This window comes from Streptomyces sp. NBC_01525, from assembly GCF_045040405.1.
Taxonomy (GTDB): Bacteria; Actinomycetota; Actinomycetes; order Streptomycetales; family Streptomycetaceae; genus Streptomyces; species Streptomyces benahoarensis.
The window spans coordinates 2,731,936-2,748,037 of sequence record NZ_CP109397.1 but is presented as its reverse complement, the minus strand read 5'-3'; the positions used below and the strand labels follow the sequence as shown (position 1 = coordinate 2,748,037).

Genomic DNA, 16,102 nt, shown 5'->3' with positions numbered 1-16,102 from the left:
CGGGGAACCGGCCCTGACGTGGCCGGGATGGGCGCGGGGCGCGGCCGGAACGCCGGTCCGGGCCCCGCGCTACAGGAGCGGAAGGCGCCAGGCCACGCCCTCGCCGCACGGCCGGAACGCACGCCGGGCCGGGCACTTTGCCACACGGCCAGGAGGCGCCGAACCGGCCCGCGCCGCACGATCAGGATGCCCGGAACGGGCCCGTCACCACGCAGTCAGGACGGCCCGGACCGGCCCCGCCCCGCTTGGCCGGGACCCTCGCGGACCGGACGCCCCTACGCCCCCGGTGTCGCAGGCGCCGCCACCCCCAACCGCCCCTCCCGCGCACGTGGCCGCACCCCCAACCCGGGCCGGTCACCCGCCCGTACCGTCCCCTCGGCACCACCGATACCGCGCCATGGATCGCGGGCGAGCAGCAGATGGCCGTCGAGGTCGACCCAGCGGGCGCGATGGACCAGATGGACGGCGGGGGCGATGCCGAGGGTGCTGGCCGTCAGGCAGCCGAGCATCAGGTCCGTGCCGCTGCCCGCCAGCAGGCCGGCGATGCGCAGCGCCGCGAACACCCCGCCGCACTTGGCGAGTTTGACGTTGACACCCTGCACCCGGCCCGCCAGCCGCTTCGCGTCCTCGTACGACACCGCGTCCTCGTCGGCGATCACCGGCAGCGGCGACCGGGCCGCCAGCGCGGCCAGCGCCTCCGGGTCGCCGGGCACGAGCGGCTGCTCCACCGCCACCACCCCCAGCTCCGCGCAGCGCGGCAGCAACTCCCGGGCCTGCGCGGCGCTCCACGCGCCGTTCGGGTCGAGCAGTAGCCGGGCGTGCGGGGCCGCCGCCCGCACCGCCCGGATGCGTGCGAGATCGTCCTCCGGGTCGGCCGTGCCCGCCTTGACCTTCAGCAGGGTGAAGCCGCGGTCGGCGAGGCGCGCGGCGAGCGCCCCGGCCCGCTCCGGCGTGGTGATGCCAAGGGTACGGGCGGTCGGCGCGGACGGTGGCCCGGCCGCGCCCAGCAGCCGGTACGCGCCGTGGCCGGACCGCTTGCCGACGAGGTCCAGCAGCGCCGATTCGACGGCCGCGGCGACGGCGGGCGGGGCCCCCGGCGCCGGGAGCTCACCGGCGCACAGCGCCGCCAGCGCGGACTCCGGGTCGGCATGGCGCGCGACCGCGGCCGACGCGTCGCGCAGCAGCCGTACCAGCGTGGCCGCGTCCAGCCCGTAGTAGGCGCTGGCCACCGCCTCGCCGTGGCCGCGCAGCCCGCCGTGCTCCACCGTGAGCCACACCGCATCCCGGGCGGCCATCGTGGCGCGGGATATCCGCAGCGGTTCGGCGAGTTCGAGACGGGTGGTGCGCAGGGATGTCTTCACGCGGGGGCCTCCTGAGGGGAACGGGGTGGCGCGGGCGCCGCGTGGGGGGCGAGGACCGTGGTGCAGCGCGCCCAGCCGGTTGCCTCGGCCGCGTGCGGATGGGGGATCTCAACCGGGTGGGAGCGGGCGGCTGCGCAGTCCACGCCGTGCGCGGTGGTGAAATCGTCGTCGTAGACGGACGACAGATAGCGGTGCGGTCCGTCGGGGAAGACCGTCGCGACGACCGCACCCGGATGCGTCCGCGCCGCCCACGCCGCCACCAGCGCCGCGGCGCCCGTGCTCCAGCCCCCGCTGACGAAGCTGGTTCGCGCCAACCGGCGGCAGGCGTCGGCGGATTCGGCCGGGCCCACCCAGTGCACCTCGTCGAACGCGGCGTGGTCGACGTTGCGCGGGTGGATGCTGCTGCCCAGCCCGCGCATCAGCCGGGGCCGGGCCCGCTGCCCGAAGATCGTCGAGCCGGTGGCGTCCACCCCGATCAGCCGGAGTCCGGGCCGGGCACGCCGCAGCGGGCCGATGAGCCCTGCGCTGTGGCCGCCGGTGCCGACGCTGCACACCAGGATGTCCAGCCGTGGCAGCGCACCGGCGATCTCGGTGGCGAGCGAGGCGTAACCGGCGCGGTTGTCGGGGTTGTTGTACTGATCGGGCCAGTACGCGCCGGGCAGCTCCGCCAGTACCGCGCGCAGCCGCGCCAGCCGGGCCGCCTGCCAGCCGCCGTGCGCCGCCGGGCGGTCGGCCAGCTCCAGCCGCGCCCCGTACGCCCGCAGCAGCCGCCGCATCGACGGCTCCAGCTCCGCGTCGCCGACCAGGACGACAGGATGCCCCAGCGCCTGACCGGCGAAGGCCAGCCCGATGCCGAGGGTGCCGGACGTCGACTCCACCACCGGCGCGCCGGGCCGCAGTTCACCGCGCTCGCGCGCCCCCAGCAGCATCGATACGGCGGCCCGCGCCTTCATCCCGCCGACGCCCTGCCCCTCCAGCTTCGCCCAGAAACCGGGCTGCGGGCCCGGCAGATCGGCGGTGATCCGCGCCAGCGGCGTCCGGCCGACCAGCGACAGCAGATGCGGATCGGCGGCGTCCGGCCGCGCCCGCCGCTGCGGTGCGCGGGACGGTGCCGGGGGCGCGGCGGCGGTCGGTGGCGCGCTCATCGGCCGCTCCCTTCGTACCGGCCGTCACCGGGCAGCCCGCCGTAGCGGTAGAGCGTGCCGGGCCCGCCGTCGAGCCAGAAGAACGGGTACGGCTCCGCGCACACCGCGTGCACGCCCGCGCCGACGAAGCGGGGCAGCACCGCGCTTCCGGTCTGCGCGAACAACACCAGCGGCAGCCCGCGCGCGGCGGCCAGCGCGCGCAGCGGCCCGAACGTGCCGTTGCCGAGCGTCATCCCCGAGGCGAGCACCGCGTCGCAGCCCCCGACGGCGCCCGCCGCGTCCCGCGCCACCGCCTCGCCCCACTCCGTCACCCCGCCCTTCAGGTCGCACGGCACATACGCCAGCCCCCGCGAACACAGCGCTTCCAAAAGGGAGTTGACGACGCCGACGACCAGTACCCGGCCCCCGGCGGGCACCATCGGGGCCAGCAGGTCCACGACGGCGCGCGCCCGCGCCCGGGACTTCTCCAGCGAGGCGCCCGCGGCCAGCGCCAGCGGCCGCGCCCCGTGCGCCGGGGTGTGCGGCAGCCGGTGCATCAGATACGCGTCGAGCGCGGCGGTCCGCACCACCGGCAGCGGATGCGCCAGCAGCGCCGCCACGTCCGCGCCCACAGCGTCCGTCACCGCCTCGGGCGGCAGCGCGCCGGGCTCCGCCGCGCACGAGCCGACGGCCGCGCCCAGCCGCAGGCTCAGCACCTCGTTGCGGTAGCCGCCGGACCGCCCGTCGTGGCGCACCGCCTGACTGGTCGCGAACGCCGTGGAGATCCGTACGCTCCGCGGATCCGCCCCGAACGCGCCGTCCAGCACGGCCTGTTGCAGCGTCTCCAGGTCCGGCCACCCGGTGAGCGGGGCGGCGGCCGGACGGGCGGCGGGCGCGGCGCTCACCGGTCCGCCGCCACGCACGGACGAACGGTGCCGAGCAGCTCGGCGACGCGCGTACGGGCGTCACCGGACGGCGCGCCGCTCCCCCTCGCCATGATGTGTCCCAGGTAGCCGTTGTTGTCGGCGGCGGTCCGCACCCGGGTGCCCGGGTCGGCCAGCACCACCTCCAGGACACCGGGCGCCGCCGCCAGCTCCTGCCGCACCTCGCGCCCGGCCGGGCCGTATCCGGTCAGTACGCCGTCGGTCTCCGGCAGCAGGAAGCCGATCGCCGCGTCCGTCACGCCGGTCGTCCGGATCTCCAGGTCCGGCGCCTCGCCGAGCGCCAGCGCCACGCAGGCGGCCGCGAGGTCGACGCCGGTGACATGGCGGACGAGCTCGGTGATGCGGTTGCCTGCGGGGCGCGGGTTGACCTCGATCACCCGGGGCCCGTCCGCCGTCAGCTTGATCTCGGTGTGTGCGACGAGCTGGTCGAGGCCGAGCGCGTCCAGCGCGGCGCACGCGGTCTCCGCCGCCGACGCGGCTTCGCCGGGGCCGAGCGCGGCGGGGAAAAGATGCCCCGTCTCGATGAACGCCGGGGCGCCGCCCACGCTCTTGCCGGTGACGCCGATGACATGTGTGGCGCCGCCGGCGGTCACGGTCTCGACGCTGACCTCGGGCCCCTCCAACAGCTCCTCCAACAGGAGTGCGGGGGAGCGGCGCTGACCGCGCGCGTTGACCGGGAAGGCGTCCAGGGCACGGTGCGCGGCGGCCAGCTCCCGCTCGTCGCCCACCCGCCGGACGAACATGCCCGCGCACAGGTCCACCGGCTTGACCACCAGCGGATAGCCGATCTCCGCGGCGGCGAGGGCGGCGGCGGGGAACCCGTCACAGACGGCGAACCGCGGCCCCGGCACCCCCGCCGCGGCGAGCGTGCGCCGGGTGCGGTCCTTGCGGCACGCGGCGGTGACGGCGTCCGCGTCCGGACCGGGCAGCCCCAGCTCCCCGGCGAGGGCGGCGACGGTGGGCAGGTAGTAGTCGCAGGAGCTGAGCACCCCGTCGAACCCCAGCGCGCCGTGCAGCCGACGCACGTACGGCAGCAGCGCGGCCGCGTCGTTGGTGTCAGCGGTGAGGACGTTCCGGGCACCGAGCAGCGGGTGGGCGGTCCCCTCGGGTGCGGACCGCAGGTAGTGGTTCAGGTCCCGGGTGAGGAACGTGAACGTGTGCCCGGCCTCGGTGAGCGCCCCTGGCAGCAACCGGCTCATCGAGCCGACCCAGCTCTCGACCATCAACAGATGTCCCATGACTTCCCATCGCCGCGAGATGCGCGGGCTCCCGGCGTCCGGGAACCCCGGACCGCGGTCCCGCAGTGACCCGGAGATCACGATATCGGGAATGATTTTCAGTGTCATGTCGGGTTGCCGCGGAGGGCGGTTGGCGCCGGTGTCCGACACCTCGCGCCCGTACGCCGGCCGACGCCCGTTCCCGGCGCCTCTCCACCGGATCGTGAACCTCCGTCGCCGCACAGGCGGTTGGCGATCCCGTCGGCGCGGGCGTGGGGAACGCGGCGGCGGGCCATCTGCCGGTGCCTGTGCCGGTCCGCTCGGCCGTGCCCATACTGGGGGAACGCATCCCCCTTTCCGGCGCCGCCGTGAGCGGCCCGGGCCGGCCGGGCGGAGCGGCCCGCATCCCGCAGGAGGAACGGCATGGGACCGATCGTCAACACCGAGCAGCAGCGCGTCTGGAACGGCGACGAGGGTGCCCACTGGGCTGCCCACCGCGACCGCTGGGAGGCGGTCAACGCCGGTTTCACCGAGCCGCTGCTCACCGCCGCGGCCATCCGCGCGGACGACCGGGTCCTGGACATCGGCTGCGGCTCCGGCTGCACGACCCGGCTCGCCGCCCGTCAGGCGTCCCGGGGCGACGCCACCGGCCTGGACCTGTCCGGACCGATGCTGGAGAAGGCCCGGGAGAGCGCCCGGAGCGGCGGCCCCGCCAACGTCACCTTCGTCCAGGGCGATGCGCAGTCCCACCCCTTCCCGCCCGGCGGGCTCGACGTCGCGATCAGCCGCTTCGGTGTGATGTTCTTCGCCGATCCGGTGGGCGCGTTCGCCCACCTCCGCCGCGCGCTGCGCCCCGGCGGCCGGCTCGCCTTCGTCTGCGGCGCGGCCGACGCGGACAACGAATGGCTCCAGGCGGTTCTGGTCCTCCGCGACCATCTGCCGCTCGGCGAATTCGGCCGCCCGGGCACCCCCGGCGCCTTCTCGCTCGGCGGCCCCGACGAGATCCGCGCGGTGCTCACCGCCGCCGGATTCACCGGCGTCGCGGCGGAGCGCGTGGAGGCGTACGGCACCTGGGGCCGGGACGCCGACGACGCCGCGGACTTTCTGCTGGGCTCCGGCCCCGGCCGCCACTGGACGAGCCAGGCTGACCCCGCCGCCAACGCCCGTGCCCGCGCCGCACTCACCGACCGGCTGCGGGCCTACGAGGAACACGGCGCCGTCCGCCTGCGCAACGCCGCCTGGCTCGTCACGGCCGACGCGCCGTCCTGATCCGCCCACCGGCGACGCGTACTCGGGTGCGCGCCTCGGCCCGGGCACGCGTGGCCCGTCCCCTCTCCCGGGTACGGGCACGGGCCCGGGCAGGGCCTCGGCCCCAGGAAAGCCCGCGGCTCCCGCCCCCGCCTCGGCCGCCCGAAGGCCGGGCCCGGGCCGGTCGTACCCTGAGAAGGTGAGCACCACCCCCGCATCCAACGACCCGGCCCACCCCCACGACTCGCAGCCCGCACCCGCGTCGCCGGACTCCGCGTCGGCGGCCGGTACGCCCGACGCCGCGCCCCGGCCCTCGACGGACCACCCCGAGGACCGACCGGCACAGGACGAGCGGGCCGAGGGCCAGGCGCCCCAGGGCTCCGACGAGGAGCAGTCGGCCGGTGACGCCGAAGAGGAGCGGGCCGCCGCCCGCCGCCGCGCCGCGTTGCTCTTCGACGATCCGCTGTCCCGCCGCTCCGACGACGACTCGGACCGCGGCTGGGGCGAGCGCCCCACCGGCGATGCGGCCGACAGCGCCGCCGACCTCCGGCGCTTCCTGGACGAAAAACCGCCCCACCACCTCTGAGCGAGGCGGTGGAGCGGTCCGGGGCGTCCGCGGGATTCCGCTACGACTGTGACTTCTGCGTGATGACCGTTCCGACGACGTCCGAGGCCGACGAGGAGCCGTTGCGCTGCGCGATCAGGGCGTCGCGGATCTCCGCCAGCAGCTCGACCTCGGTCGGCTCCGCCGGGGCGTCGTCCACCGGCTTGCGGGCGTCCACCCGCTCCTTCCACTTGTTCATCGGAAGGATCATGAGGAAGTAGACGACCCCGGCGGTGATCAGGAACGTCAGCACCGCGCTGAGGACCGAGCCCCACAGGATGTAGATGCCATCGGTGAACTCGCCCGTCTTCTTGTCGACGACGCACGTGGTGAGGCAGGTCTTGTAGTTGTCGAGGTTCTGCGAGCCGAAGGCGCCGACGATCGGGTTGATCACGCCCTTCACCACCGCGTTCACGATGTTGGTGAAGGCCGCACCGACGACCACCGCCACCGCGAGTTCGATGACATTGCCCCGCATCAGGAAGTCCTTGAATCCCTGCAGGACGCTCTTGCTCTCGCTCACCGGTAGGCCTCTCTCCACGTGCTTTACGGATGGTGCACCAACAAACAGCACCGCAACTTACGTCAGGGCGGGGCAACGGTGTCCAGCCGCCCCACACGAACCAGCGAGCGGCCGGAGCGTCAGTACGGATCGCATCCGGGGCGCCGGGGAAATAACGGGCGCGCTCCGGGCGGCATGGGGCAGCAACCCCGCCGCCCGGAAAAGTTTCGTGTGGCCGGGAAGCGGACGCCACTCGATCTTGCGTCATGGACTACCGCCCCTCCGGCGCCGCCGACGCGGCACATCCGGCACCCGACGGAGCTCGGACCGTGTCCGATAATTCCCCGAATGCCCACGTCGCGGCCGTGATCGCGAGCCCGGTCGCGGTCAGCCGCCACCCCAGGGCCCGGCGCCACGGACGCCGTACGCCACCGAGCCGCAGCGGCGGGAAGTGGGGCACTTCACACGGGGCGGGCGCGGGCAGCGGCGCCGGTTGCACGGCCGCGCGGGCGGCGTGCGGAGCGGACGGGAGGAGCGGGGAGTGAGGCATGGTGAGCACCACCTGCGGTGAGGGAACGGGACCGACGGCACCCACCGTGCCCGCTCTTCCTGCCGCGCGTGCGGGCCTGTGGACGGCCCCGGCGGATGTGGACAACCCCGCCACCCGCAGGGGGGACCCACCTCGAAGGGAGCCCCGGACCCGGCCCGCAGCCCGGCCCCGGACCCGGCCCGCAGCCCGGCCCCGGACCCGGCCCGCAGCCCGGCCCCGGACCCGGCCCGCAAGCCCCGCCGCGGGCCTCGTCCGCCCTCCTACGGCAACTCGATCCCCAACTCCCACCCGTCATGCACCTGTGCGCAGCCACAGGTCCGCTCACCCGTGGCGGGGAGGGCGCCGACCGCGTCGAAGAGGACCTCGCGCAGGCGGCCGACGTTCTTCCCGAAGACCTCCAGGACGTCGTGGTGGGAGACGCCGTCGCCCGTCTCGGCGCCCGCGTCCAGGTCCGTGACCAGCGTCAACGAGGCGTAGCACAGGCCCAGTTCGCGGGCGAGCGCCGCCTCGGGGTGGCCCGTCATGCCGACCACCGACCAGCCCTGCGCCGCGTGCCACCGGGACTCGGCGCGGCTGGAGAAGCGCGGCCCCTCGATCACCACGAGCGTGCCGCCGTCCACCGCGTCCCAGTTCCGGCCGCGTGCCGCCGCCAGCGCGGCGGTCCGGGCGGCGGGGCAGTACGGGTCGGCGAACGGCAGGTGGAAGACGCGCGGGATGCTGCCGTCGGGGAGCGGGACGCCGTCGAAGTACGTCTGGGCGCGGGTCTTGGTGCGGTCCACGACCTGGTCCGGAACGAGCAGCGTGCCGGGCCCGTACTCGGGCCGCAGGCCGCCCACCGCGCACGGGCCGAGGACCTGCCGGACGCCGACGGAGCGCAGCGCCCACAGGTTGGCGCGGTAGTTGATGCGGTGCGGCGGAAGGTGGTGACCGCGGCCGTGCCGGGGGAGGAAGGCGACCTGGCGCCCGGCCACCTCGCCGAGGAACAGGGAGTCGCTGGGACTCCCGTAGGGGGTGTCCACCGTGATCTCGGTCACGTCGTCGAGGAAGGAGTAGAAACCCGATCCGCCGATGACGCCAATCTCCGCGTCAGCCATGCCGGCCAGCCTACGGGGTGCCCGCATGCGCCGGACCCCCGCCGTCGATGCGACGGCGGGGGTCCGGGAAAGCGGTGATCAGGCGGCGGAGCTGCTGCTCGCCGAGCCCGAGGTGCTGCTCGCCGACGAGGACGAGGACGAGCTGGACGACGAGGTGCTGGACGACGACTTCGTGTCCGAGCCGGAGCCGGACGACGAGGTGTCGGACGTGCTCGTCGAGGAGGAGGACTTCGCCGGGCTGCTGCTGGACGACGCGCCGCGGCTGTCGTTGCGGTAGAAGCCGGAGCCCTTGAAGACGATGCCGACCGCGGAGAACACCTTCTTGAGGCGTCCCTGGCAGCTGGGGCACTCGGTGAGCGCGTCGTCGGTGAACTTCTGCACCGCCTCGTGGCCCTGGCCGCACTCGGTGCACTGGTACTGGTAGGTCGGCACTTGTCTTCCTCCTGGCACTCTCACTCGATGAGTGCTAACGACGATCCATAGTGCAGTATTCCGGCCCGTCAGTCCACTGTGGCCGCCGTACGGTGACCGACTCCACGCTCCGCCGCGTCCCCGTCAGCGCCGCCCGAGGACGCCCCGGACGGCGTCACCACCTGGCTCGTCCCCCGGGGCAGCAGTCGCGAGCGCAGCGCCAGCAGCACCGCCAGCGCCAGCGCGGTACCGGCCAGCGGCACCAGGAAGCCGCTGCTCGGCGCGTAGGCGTCGGCCAGTCGGCCCGCCGATGTCGCCGCCGCGGCCTGGCCCAGCGCCACCGCGCCGGTCAGCCAGGTGAACGCCTCCGTACGGGCGCCCGCCGGGACCAGCGACTCCACCAGCGTGTAGCCGGTGATCAGCGCCGGGGCGATGCACAACCCGACGACCAGCCCGTTCGCCGCCAGCAGCGGCACCGCCGTCACCGCCCACAGCGGGACGGTCGCCAGCGCCAGCAGGCCGTACGCGACGAGCAGGCGGCGGCGCGGGCCGGTCTTCCAGGCGAGGGCGCCGCACGCGACCCCGGCCAGCATGTTGCCCGCCGCGAAGATGCCGTAGAGGACGCCGTTGATGCCGGGGCGGCCGATGTCCTGGGTGAACGCGGTCAGCGTGACCTGCATGCCGCCGAAGACGACGCCGATGCCGAGGAATGCCACGATCAGCACCCGCACCCCGGACACCGACAGCGCCGAGACGCGCGGCGCGCCCGCCTGGTGGCCCCCGGTGACCGGCGGCTGGCTGCTCCGCTGCGCCGCGAAGAGCAGCCCGCCTGCCAGCGTCAGCACCGCCTCGGCGATCAGCCCGGCCGCCGGGTGGACGCCGGTGCACAGCGCCGTGGCCAGCACCGGACCGACGACGAAGGTGAACTCGTCGGTGACCGATTCGAACGCCGCCGCCGTCGGCAGCAGCGGACTGCCGCCCAGCCGGGCCGCCCAGCGGGCCCGCACCATCGGGCCGACCTGCGGTGTCGAGGCGCCCGTGGGCACCGCGACGGCGAGCAGCGCCCACAGGGGCGCGTGCGACAGGGCCAGCGTGATCAGGGCGGCGATGCCCGCGACGTGCACCAGCACGCCGGGCACCAGCACCGCGCGCTGCCCGAACCGGTCGGCGAGCTTGCCGCCCTGCGGGGCGAACAGCGCCATCGCGACGCCGGTCGTCGCCGAGACCGTACCGGCGGTGCCGTACGACCCGGTGGTGTGTTCGACCAGCAGCACGATCGAGATCGTGAGCATGGCGAAGGGCTGCCGGGCCAGGAAGCCGGGCAGCAGGAAGGTCCACGCACCGGGGGTGCGCAGCAGTTGTCCGTATCCGGGACGGGAGTCCTTGACCGCGGATGCCACGGCCGGGCCTTTCCGCTGCCTGGTAGCGCACGGCCGCGAGTGGTCACGGGTGGTGCGCCGAGAGCTGTCCTCTCGCGCAGGACCGAGTGATACCGCGTGGCCCGCATCGGGCCGCGGCCGCCGAGCGGTCGCGCCAGCTCTGCGTCAGGCAGAGTGGGTCGTCGATGTGCTGAGGGGATTGTACAGGCCGGTATGCGTGAAGCCCTGGGGTCGGCCAGGGCTTCACGGGTTCCCCTTCGGCTCGGTGGTGCGCCGCAGCACACCGGGGCCACACACCGGGGCGGCCCACCGATCCATCAGTCGCGGTTGCGGTCGCGGTGCGGGCGCCTGTCGCCCGTACCGTGCCCGGCGGTGGCGGGCGCCTTCCGTCGTCCGTGGCGGCGTACCGCCTCCACCGGCGCCTCCGCCACGGTGCCCAGCCAGCCGGCCAGCTTGCCGCCCAGGGAGACGGCCTGGAGCCGCTTCTCCGCCGCGTCGCGGACCTGGTCCGTGGCGACGACCAGCAGTTCGTCGCCGCGCCGCAGCACCGTCGTCGGCGCCGGTACGAAGCTCTCGCCGTCGCGGACGACGAGCGTGACCGCGGCGCCGGACGGCATCCGCAGCTCCCCGACCTCGACGCCGTGCATCCGGGAGGTGGCGCCGATCGAGGTGGACAGCAGATGGCCGCGCAGCCGCTCCAGCGGGGCCGACTCGATGCCGAGGTCGGCCGCCTCCTCGCCCTCGCCCAGCCGCAGTCGCCGCGCCAGCCACGGCAGCGTCGGGCCCTGGACGAGGGTGTAGACCACGACGAGGACGAAGACGATGTTGAAGACGTGTTCGCTGCCCGGCACCTGGCCCACCATCGGGATGGTGGCGAGGACGATGGGCACCGCGCCGCGCAGCCCGGCCCAGGACAGCAGCGCCTCCTCCCGCCACGGCACCCGGAACGGCAACAGCCCGAGGAAGACCGACAGCGGCCGGGCCACGACCGTCAGGATCAGGCCGATCAGCAGCGCGGGCACGATGTCGTCGAGGAGGTTGTGCGGCGTCACCAGCAGACCGAGCAGGACGAACATGCCGATCTGGCCTATCCAGCCCAGCCCTTCGGCGAAGCCGCGGGTCGCCGCGGAGTGCGGCAGCTTGGCGTTGCCGAGGATCACCGCGGCCAGGTAGACCGCGAGGAAGCCCGAGCCGTGCGCCAGCGCGCCCGCCGCGTACGCCGAGACCGCGATGGCCATGACGGCGATCGGGTAGAGACCCGAGGCGGGCAGCGCCACATGCCGCATGCCGTACGCGCCGATCCAGCCGACGGCCAGGCCGACGGCCGCGCCGATCGCCAGTTCCAGGGCGATCTCGCCGATCAGGACGTACCAGTGCTCGACCGGCCCGGCGGTCGAGAAGGCGACGACGAGGATGACCACGGGGGCGTCGTTGAAGCCGGACTCGGCCTCCAGTACGCCCGTCAGACGGGACGGCAGCGGCACCGAGCGCAGCACGGAGAAGACCGCGGCGGCGTCCGTCGACGACACCACCGCGCCGACCAGCAGTGCCTGACGCCATTCCAGCCCGGCGAGATAGTGCGCCCCCGCCGCGGTGACCCCCACGCTCACCGCGACGCCGAGCGTGGAGAGCAGCGCCGCCCGGGGCAGGGCGGGCCGGATCTCTTTCCACTTCGTCCCGAGGCCGCCCTCGGCCAGGATCACGACGAGGGCGGCGTAGCCGAGCAGTTGGGTCAGTTCGGCGTTGCTGAAGCCCACGCCGCCCAGGCCGTCCTGTCCCAGGGCGATGCCTATCCCGAGGTAGATGAGCAGGCTGGGCAGCCCGCTGCGCGAGGAGAGCCGTACCGCGGCCACCGCGACGAGCAGTACGAGCGAGCAGAGCAGCAGGAGTTGGTTGAGATGGTCGACAGTCAGGAGCTGGTCCTTCCGCGCGCGGTCCGGAGCCGGGTCCGGGGCCTTTCCGTGGCGTAATCCTTACCGTATCTAGTTACTGAGACTAACAATTTACCATTACTTGAACCTCGGATGCGCTGGCCATGACTCCGCGTAGGGGCCGCCCGACCCGTGCGCCTATGGTTGCTCCAGCACTCCCACCCTGCCCCTCGAAGGACAGAGATGCCCGCCAACAAGACCGGCCCAGCCCCCAAAAAGAAGAAGGGGCGGCGCGGCCGCCTCGTCGCCGTCGCGGTCGTGCTGCTGCTCGTGGCGGGCATCGCCTTCGGCGCCTTCTGGGGGGTGAACACCGTGCGGGCGTCGCTCCCGCAGACCACCGGGTCGCTCAAGCTCGCAGGCCTGACCGATCCCGTCGACGTCCGCCGTGACGCGCACGGCATACCCCAGATCTACGCCGACACCGATGAGGACCTCTTCCGCGCCCAGGGCTACGTCCAGGCGCAGGACCGCTTCTGGGAGATGGACGTCCGCCGCCACATGACGGCCGGCCGCCTCTCCGAGATGTTCGGCAAGGACCAGGTCGACACCGACGCGTTCCTGCGCACCCTCGGGTGGCACCGCGTCGCACAGCAGGAGTACGACACCAAGCTGTCGCCGGCCACCAAGAAGTACCTCCAGGCGTACTCCGCGGGCGTCAACGCCTACCTCAAGGACCACGAGGGCGCGGCGCTCTCCCTGGAGTACGCGGCGCTGGACTTCCAGAACGACTACAAGCCCGAGAAGTGGACGCCCGTCGACTCGGTCGCCTGGCTCAAGGCCATGGCCTGGGACCTGCGCGGCAACATGCAGGACGAGATCGACCGCTCCCTGATGACGAGCCGCTTCACCGCGCAGCAGATCGCCGAGCTGTACCCGGCCTACCCGTACCAGCGCAGCAAGCCGATCGTCCCGGGCGGCGCGGTCGACCCCGTCACCAAGGAGTTCGACCCCAAGGGCAGCGGCACCGGCAACGCCCCGAACGGCACCCCTGCCGGCGCCGCCCACGGCCTCCAGTCCGGGCTCTCCGCGCTCTCCACGTCGCTGGACAAGATCCCGGCGCTGCTCGGCCCGAACGGCAACGGCATCGGCTCCAACTCCTGGGTCGTCTCCGGCGCCCACACCACCACCGGCAAGCCGCTGCTCGCCAACGACCCGCACCTCGCCCCGCAGATGCCGTCGCTCTGGTACCAGATGGGCCTGCACTGCCGCACCACCGGGCCGAAGTGCACCTACGACGTCGCGGGCTACACCTTCTCCGGTATGCCCGGCGTGATCATCGGCCACAACCAGGACGTCTCCTGGGGCATGACCAACCTCGGCGCCGACGTCACCGACCTCTACCTGGAGAAGGTCACCACCGACGGCTACCTCTACGACGGCCGTCGCCGCCCGTTCACCACCCGCAAGGAGACCATCAAGGTCGCCGGCGGACCGAGCCGCGAGATCACCGTCCGCGCCACCAACAACGGGCCCATAGTCTCCGACCGCGACGGTGAGCTGGCCACCGTCGGCAAACGGGCCCCCGTCGGCAACGCCGCCCCCGACCGCGGCGACGGCTACGCCCTCTCGCTGCGCTGGACCGCACTCGACCCCGGCACCTCCATGGACGCCGTCTTCGAGCTGAACCGCGCCAAGGACTGGACGAGCTTCCGCAAGGCCGCCGCCGACTTCGAGGTCCCCTCGCAGAACCTCATCTACGCCGACACCAAGGGCAACATCGGCTACCAGGCCCCCGGCCGCATCCCCGTCCGCGGCAAGGGCGACGGCACTCTCCCGGCCCCCGGCTGGGACCCGGACTACCGCTGGACCGGCGTCATCCCGCAGTCCGCGCTCCCCTGGGAGTACAACCCCGCCCGCGGCTACATCGTCACCGCCAACCAGGCCGTCGTCGACGAGAAGAAGTACCCCTACCTCCTCACCAAGGACTGGGGCTACGGCGCCCGCAGCCAGCGGATCAACGACCTCATCGAGTCGAAGATCAAGGACGGCGGCAAGGTCTCCACGGACGACATGCAGAGCTTCCAGCAGGACAACAGCAGCCAGATCGCCCGGATCCTGACGCCGTACCTCACCAAGGTCAACATCTCCGACCCGTACGTCCGCGAGGCGCAGCAGCTCCTCGACGGCTGGGACTTCACCCAGGAGCCGGACTCCGCGGCCGCCGCCTACTTCAACGGCGTCTGGCGCAACCTCCTCAAGCTGGCCTTCGGCAACAAGATGCCCAAGGAGCTGCGGGTCAAGGGCCAGTGCCTGACCGTCCGCCCGGCCGGGGGCAGCGGCCCCGTCGACGACCTCGCCAAGTTCGTCCGCGAATGCGGTGAGCGCGCCCCCGACAGGGCCCAGCCCGACGGCGGCGACCGCTGGTACGAGGTGGTCCGCGCGATCCTCGACGACCCCACCAACGCCTGGTGGAAGACCGAGGACCTGCCCGGCCACCCCGGTGACAAGAACCGCGACCAGCTCCTCGCGCACGCCATGAAGGACGCCCGCTACGAGCTGACCTCCAAGCTGGGCAAGAACATCGACAACTGGACCTGGGGCCGTCTGCACCAGATGTTCCTGAAGAACCAGACGCTGGGCACCGAGGGCCCCGGCTTCCTCCAGGGGCTCTTCAACCGCGGCCCGTGGAACGTCGGCGGCGGTGAAGCAGCGGTCAACGCCACCGGCTGGAACGCCTCCGGCGGCTACGGCGTCACCTGGGTCCCGTCCATGCGGATGGTCGTCAACCTCGCCGACCTCGACAAGTCCCGCTGGATCAACCTCACCGGCGCCTCCGGCCACGCCTACGACGCCCACTACTACGACCAGACCGACAAGTGGGCCAAGGGTGAACTGCTCCCCTGGTCCTTCGGCGAGGCCGCGGTGAAGAAGGGCACGAAGGACACGTTGACGCTCACGCCGTGACGGGTTCCGAGCCCGGCGCCCCGGCCCCTGTCCGCATCGTGCGGGCGGGGGCCGGGGCCGTTTCATGGGTGGCCGGGCCGCGCGGCTGCGGCGGCTCCGGGTCCGGGGGTGTGCCCGCGGCGGCTCCCGTTGGGCCCGACCCGCGCGCCGGTGGTCGTTTTCGGTCAACGCGCGACGGCTGGAAACCGCTGCCCACCGCTCACTCCTACGACGCGAACCGCCACACCTCCGACGGCGTCACCGCCGCGTCCACCGGCCGGTCGTGCGCCTCCGCCGGGACCTCGTCCAGCACCTCGCCGTCGTGGAGCAGCACCACCGTCGCCGGGTGCGCACCGGCCCGCTCCAGGCGGGCCAGCACCCGGTCGTACGAGCCGCCGCCGCGGCCCAGCCGCATCCCGCGCCGGTCCACCGCGAGGCCGGGCAGCAGCACCGTGTCCGCCTCCGTCACCGCCTCGGGGCCCAGCCGCGGACCGGCCGGCTCCAGCAGGCCGCGACCCGCCTTCACCAGGTCGGCGCCCTCGTACACCGCCCAGTCCAGATCGTTGTCGGGCAGCAGCACCGGGAGCAGCACCCGCGTCCCCGCCCCGCGCAGCCGCTCCAGCAGCGCGCGGGTGGACGGCTCACGCCCCACCGACACGTACGCCGCTACCGTCCCGGCGCCCGCCAGCTCCGCCAGCTCCAGGGCCCGGCGGGCCAGTTCGGCCCCGGAAGCCGCCGCGACATCGGACGGCAACGCGCTCCTCGCCTCCAGGAGACGCCGCCGCAACCTCTGTTTCCTACTGTGATTCATGCTCACCGTGTGGCCTTGCTCCCGCTCTCAGGCAGTATTCACC

The 16,102-nt window shown here is 73.8% G+C and carries 13 protein-coding genes; 3 read left to right on the top strand and 10 right to left on the bottom strand.

The window, feature by feature from the left end; translation table 11 throughout:
• Window positions 1–275: 275 nt before the first annotated feature.
• The 4 genes from OG422_RS12135 to OG422_RS12120 are packed head-to-tail and all read right to left on the bottom strand — an operon-like array spanning window position 276 to window position 4,667.
• The gene (locus tag OG422_RS12135; protein WP_405742648.1) at window positions 276–1,361 is read right to left on the bottom strand and encodes an enolase C-terminal domain-like protein; all 1,086 of its coding nucleotides are present in this window, start codon (window positions 1,359–1,361) and stop codon (window positions 276–278) included.
• Window positions 1,358–2,506: a PLP-dependent cysteine synthase family protein gene (locus tag OG422_RS12130; RefSeq protein ID WP_405742646.1), complete on the bottom strand. Its 1,149-nt coding sequence runs from the start codon at window positions 2,504–2,506 to the stop codon at window positions 1,358–1,360. Before OG422_RS12130 ends, OG422_RS12135 begins: the two co-directional genes overlap by 4 nt.
• On the bottom strand, window positions 2,503–3,408 hold the full coding sequence (locus tag OG422_RS12125) for a hypothetical protein (protein WP_405742644.1): 906 nt from the start codon (window positions 3,406–3,408) through the stop codon (window positions 2,503–2,505). The genes OG422_RS12130 and OG422_RS12125 overlap by 4 nt, the downstream gene beginning before the upstream one ends.
• Entirely contained in the window at window positions 3,387–4,667 is a 1,281-nt protein-coding gene (locus OG422_RS12120) for an ATP-grasp domain-containing protein (protein ID WP_405742642.1), read from the bottom strand. Before OG422_RS12120 ends, OG422_RS12125 begins: the two co-directional genes overlap by 22 nt.
• Before the next feature lie 402 nt (window positions 4,668–5,069).
• On the opposite strand from OG422_RS12120, the gene OG422_RS12115 reads away from it, so the two are divergent.
• Window positions 5,070–5,915, top strand: a complete 846-nt coding sequence (locus OG422_RS12115; RefSeq protein ID WP_405742640.1) for a class I SAM-dependent methyltransferase — start codon at window positions 5,070–5,072, stop codon at window positions 5,913–5,915.
• A gap of 178 nt (window positions 5,916–6,093) precedes the next feature.
• Window positions 6,094–6,480 carry a hypothetical protein gene (locus OG422_RS12110; protein WP_405742638.1) on the top strand — a complete coding sequence of 129 codons (387 nt, stop codon included), beginning with the start codon at window positions 6,094–6,096 and terminating at the stop codon, window positions 6,478–6,480.
• A 40-nt stretch (window positions 6,481–6,520) separates the two neighbouring features.
• Here the strand turns inward: OG422_RS12110 and mscL are convergent, their stop codons facing one another.
• The 5 genes from mscL to OG422_RS12085 form a co-directional block, all read right to left on the bottom strand.
• Window positions 6,521–7,021 (bottom strand): large conductance mechanosensitive channel protein MscL, encoded by a 501-nt coding sequence (gene mscL, locus OG422_RS12105; RefSeq protein WP_143942551.1) that lies wholly within the window; start codon window positions 7,019–7,021, stop codon window positions 6,521–6,523.
• A gap of 789 nt (window positions 7,022–7,810) precedes the next feature.
• A complete protein-coding gene (locus tag OG422_RS12100; RefSeq protein ID WP_405742636.1) occupies window positions 7,811–8,644 on the bottom strand; it encodes an S-methyl-5'-thioadenosine phosphorylase in 834 nt (277 codons plus the stop codon).
• A 78-nt stretch (window positions 8,645–8,722) separates the two neighbouring features.
• Window positions 8,723–9,076 carry an FmdB family zinc ribbon protein gene (locus OG422_RS12095; protein WP_405742634.1) on the bottom strand — a complete coding sequence of 118 codons (354 nt, stop codon included), beginning with the start codon at window positions 9,074–9,076 and terminating at the stop codon, window positions 8,723–8,725.
• Between the two features lie 68 nt (window positions 9,077–9,144).
• Entirely contained in the window at window positions 9,145–10,455 is a 1,311-nt protein-coding gene (locus OG422_RS12090) for an MFS transporter (protein ID WP_405742632.1), read from the bottom strand.
• Window positions 10,456–10,751: 296 nt separating this feature from the next.
• Complete coding sequence (locus OG422_RS12085) at window positions 10,752–12,347, bottom strand: potassium/proton antiporter (RefSeq protein ID WP_405747751.1); 1,596 nt, start codon at window positions 12,345–12,347, stop codon at window positions 10,752–10,754.
• A 201-nt stretch (window positions 12,348–12,548) separates the two neighbouring features.
• Here OG422_RS12085 and OG422_RS12080 point away from each other — a divergent pair, with 201 nt between their 5' ends.
• Window positions 12,549–15,269, top strand: coding sequence for a penicillin acylase family protein (locus tag OG422_RS12080; RefSeq protein WP_405742630.1), 2,721 nt, complete (start codon window positions 12,549–12,551; stop codon window positions 15,267–15,269).
• A gap of 205 nt (window positions 15,270–15,474) precedes the next feature.
• Here the strand turns inward: OG422_RS12080 and OG422_RS12075 are convergent, their stop codons facing one another.
• A complete protein-coding gene (locus tag OG422_RS12075; protein ID WP_405742628.1) occupies window positions 15,475–16,059 on the bottom strand; it encodes a 5-formyltetrahydrofolate cyclo-ligase in 585 nt (194 codons plus the stop codon).
• Window positions 16,060–16,102 lie beyond the last annotated feature (43 nt).

Bases quoted from the DNA above. Each gene is read 5' to 3' on its own strand.
- OG422_RS12130 (WP_405742646.1), bottom strand. From the start codon at position 2,506: ATGAGCGCGCCACCGACCGCCGCCGCGCCCCCGGCACCGTCCCGCGCA.
- OG422_RS12120 (WP_405742642.1), bottom strand. From the start codon at position 4,667: ATGGGACATCTGTTGATGGTCGAGAGCTGGGTCGGCTCGATGAGCCGG.
- OG422_RS12115 (WP_405742640.1), top strand. From the start codon at position 5,070: ATGGGACCGATCGTCAACACCGAGCAGCAGCGCGTCTGGAACGGCGAC.
- OG422_RS12100 (WP_405742636.1), bottom strand. From the start codon at position 8,644: ATGGCTGACGCGGAGATTGGCGTCATCGGCGGATCGGGTTTCTACTCC.
- OG422_RS12080 (WP_405742630.1), top strand. From the start codon at position 12,549: ATGCCCGCCAACAAGACCGGCCCAGCCCCCAAAAAGAAGAAGGGGCGG.
- OG422_RS12075 (WP_405742628.1), bottom strand. From the start codon at position 16,059: ATGAATCACAGTAGGAAACAGAGGTTGCGGCGGCGTCTCCTGGAGGCG.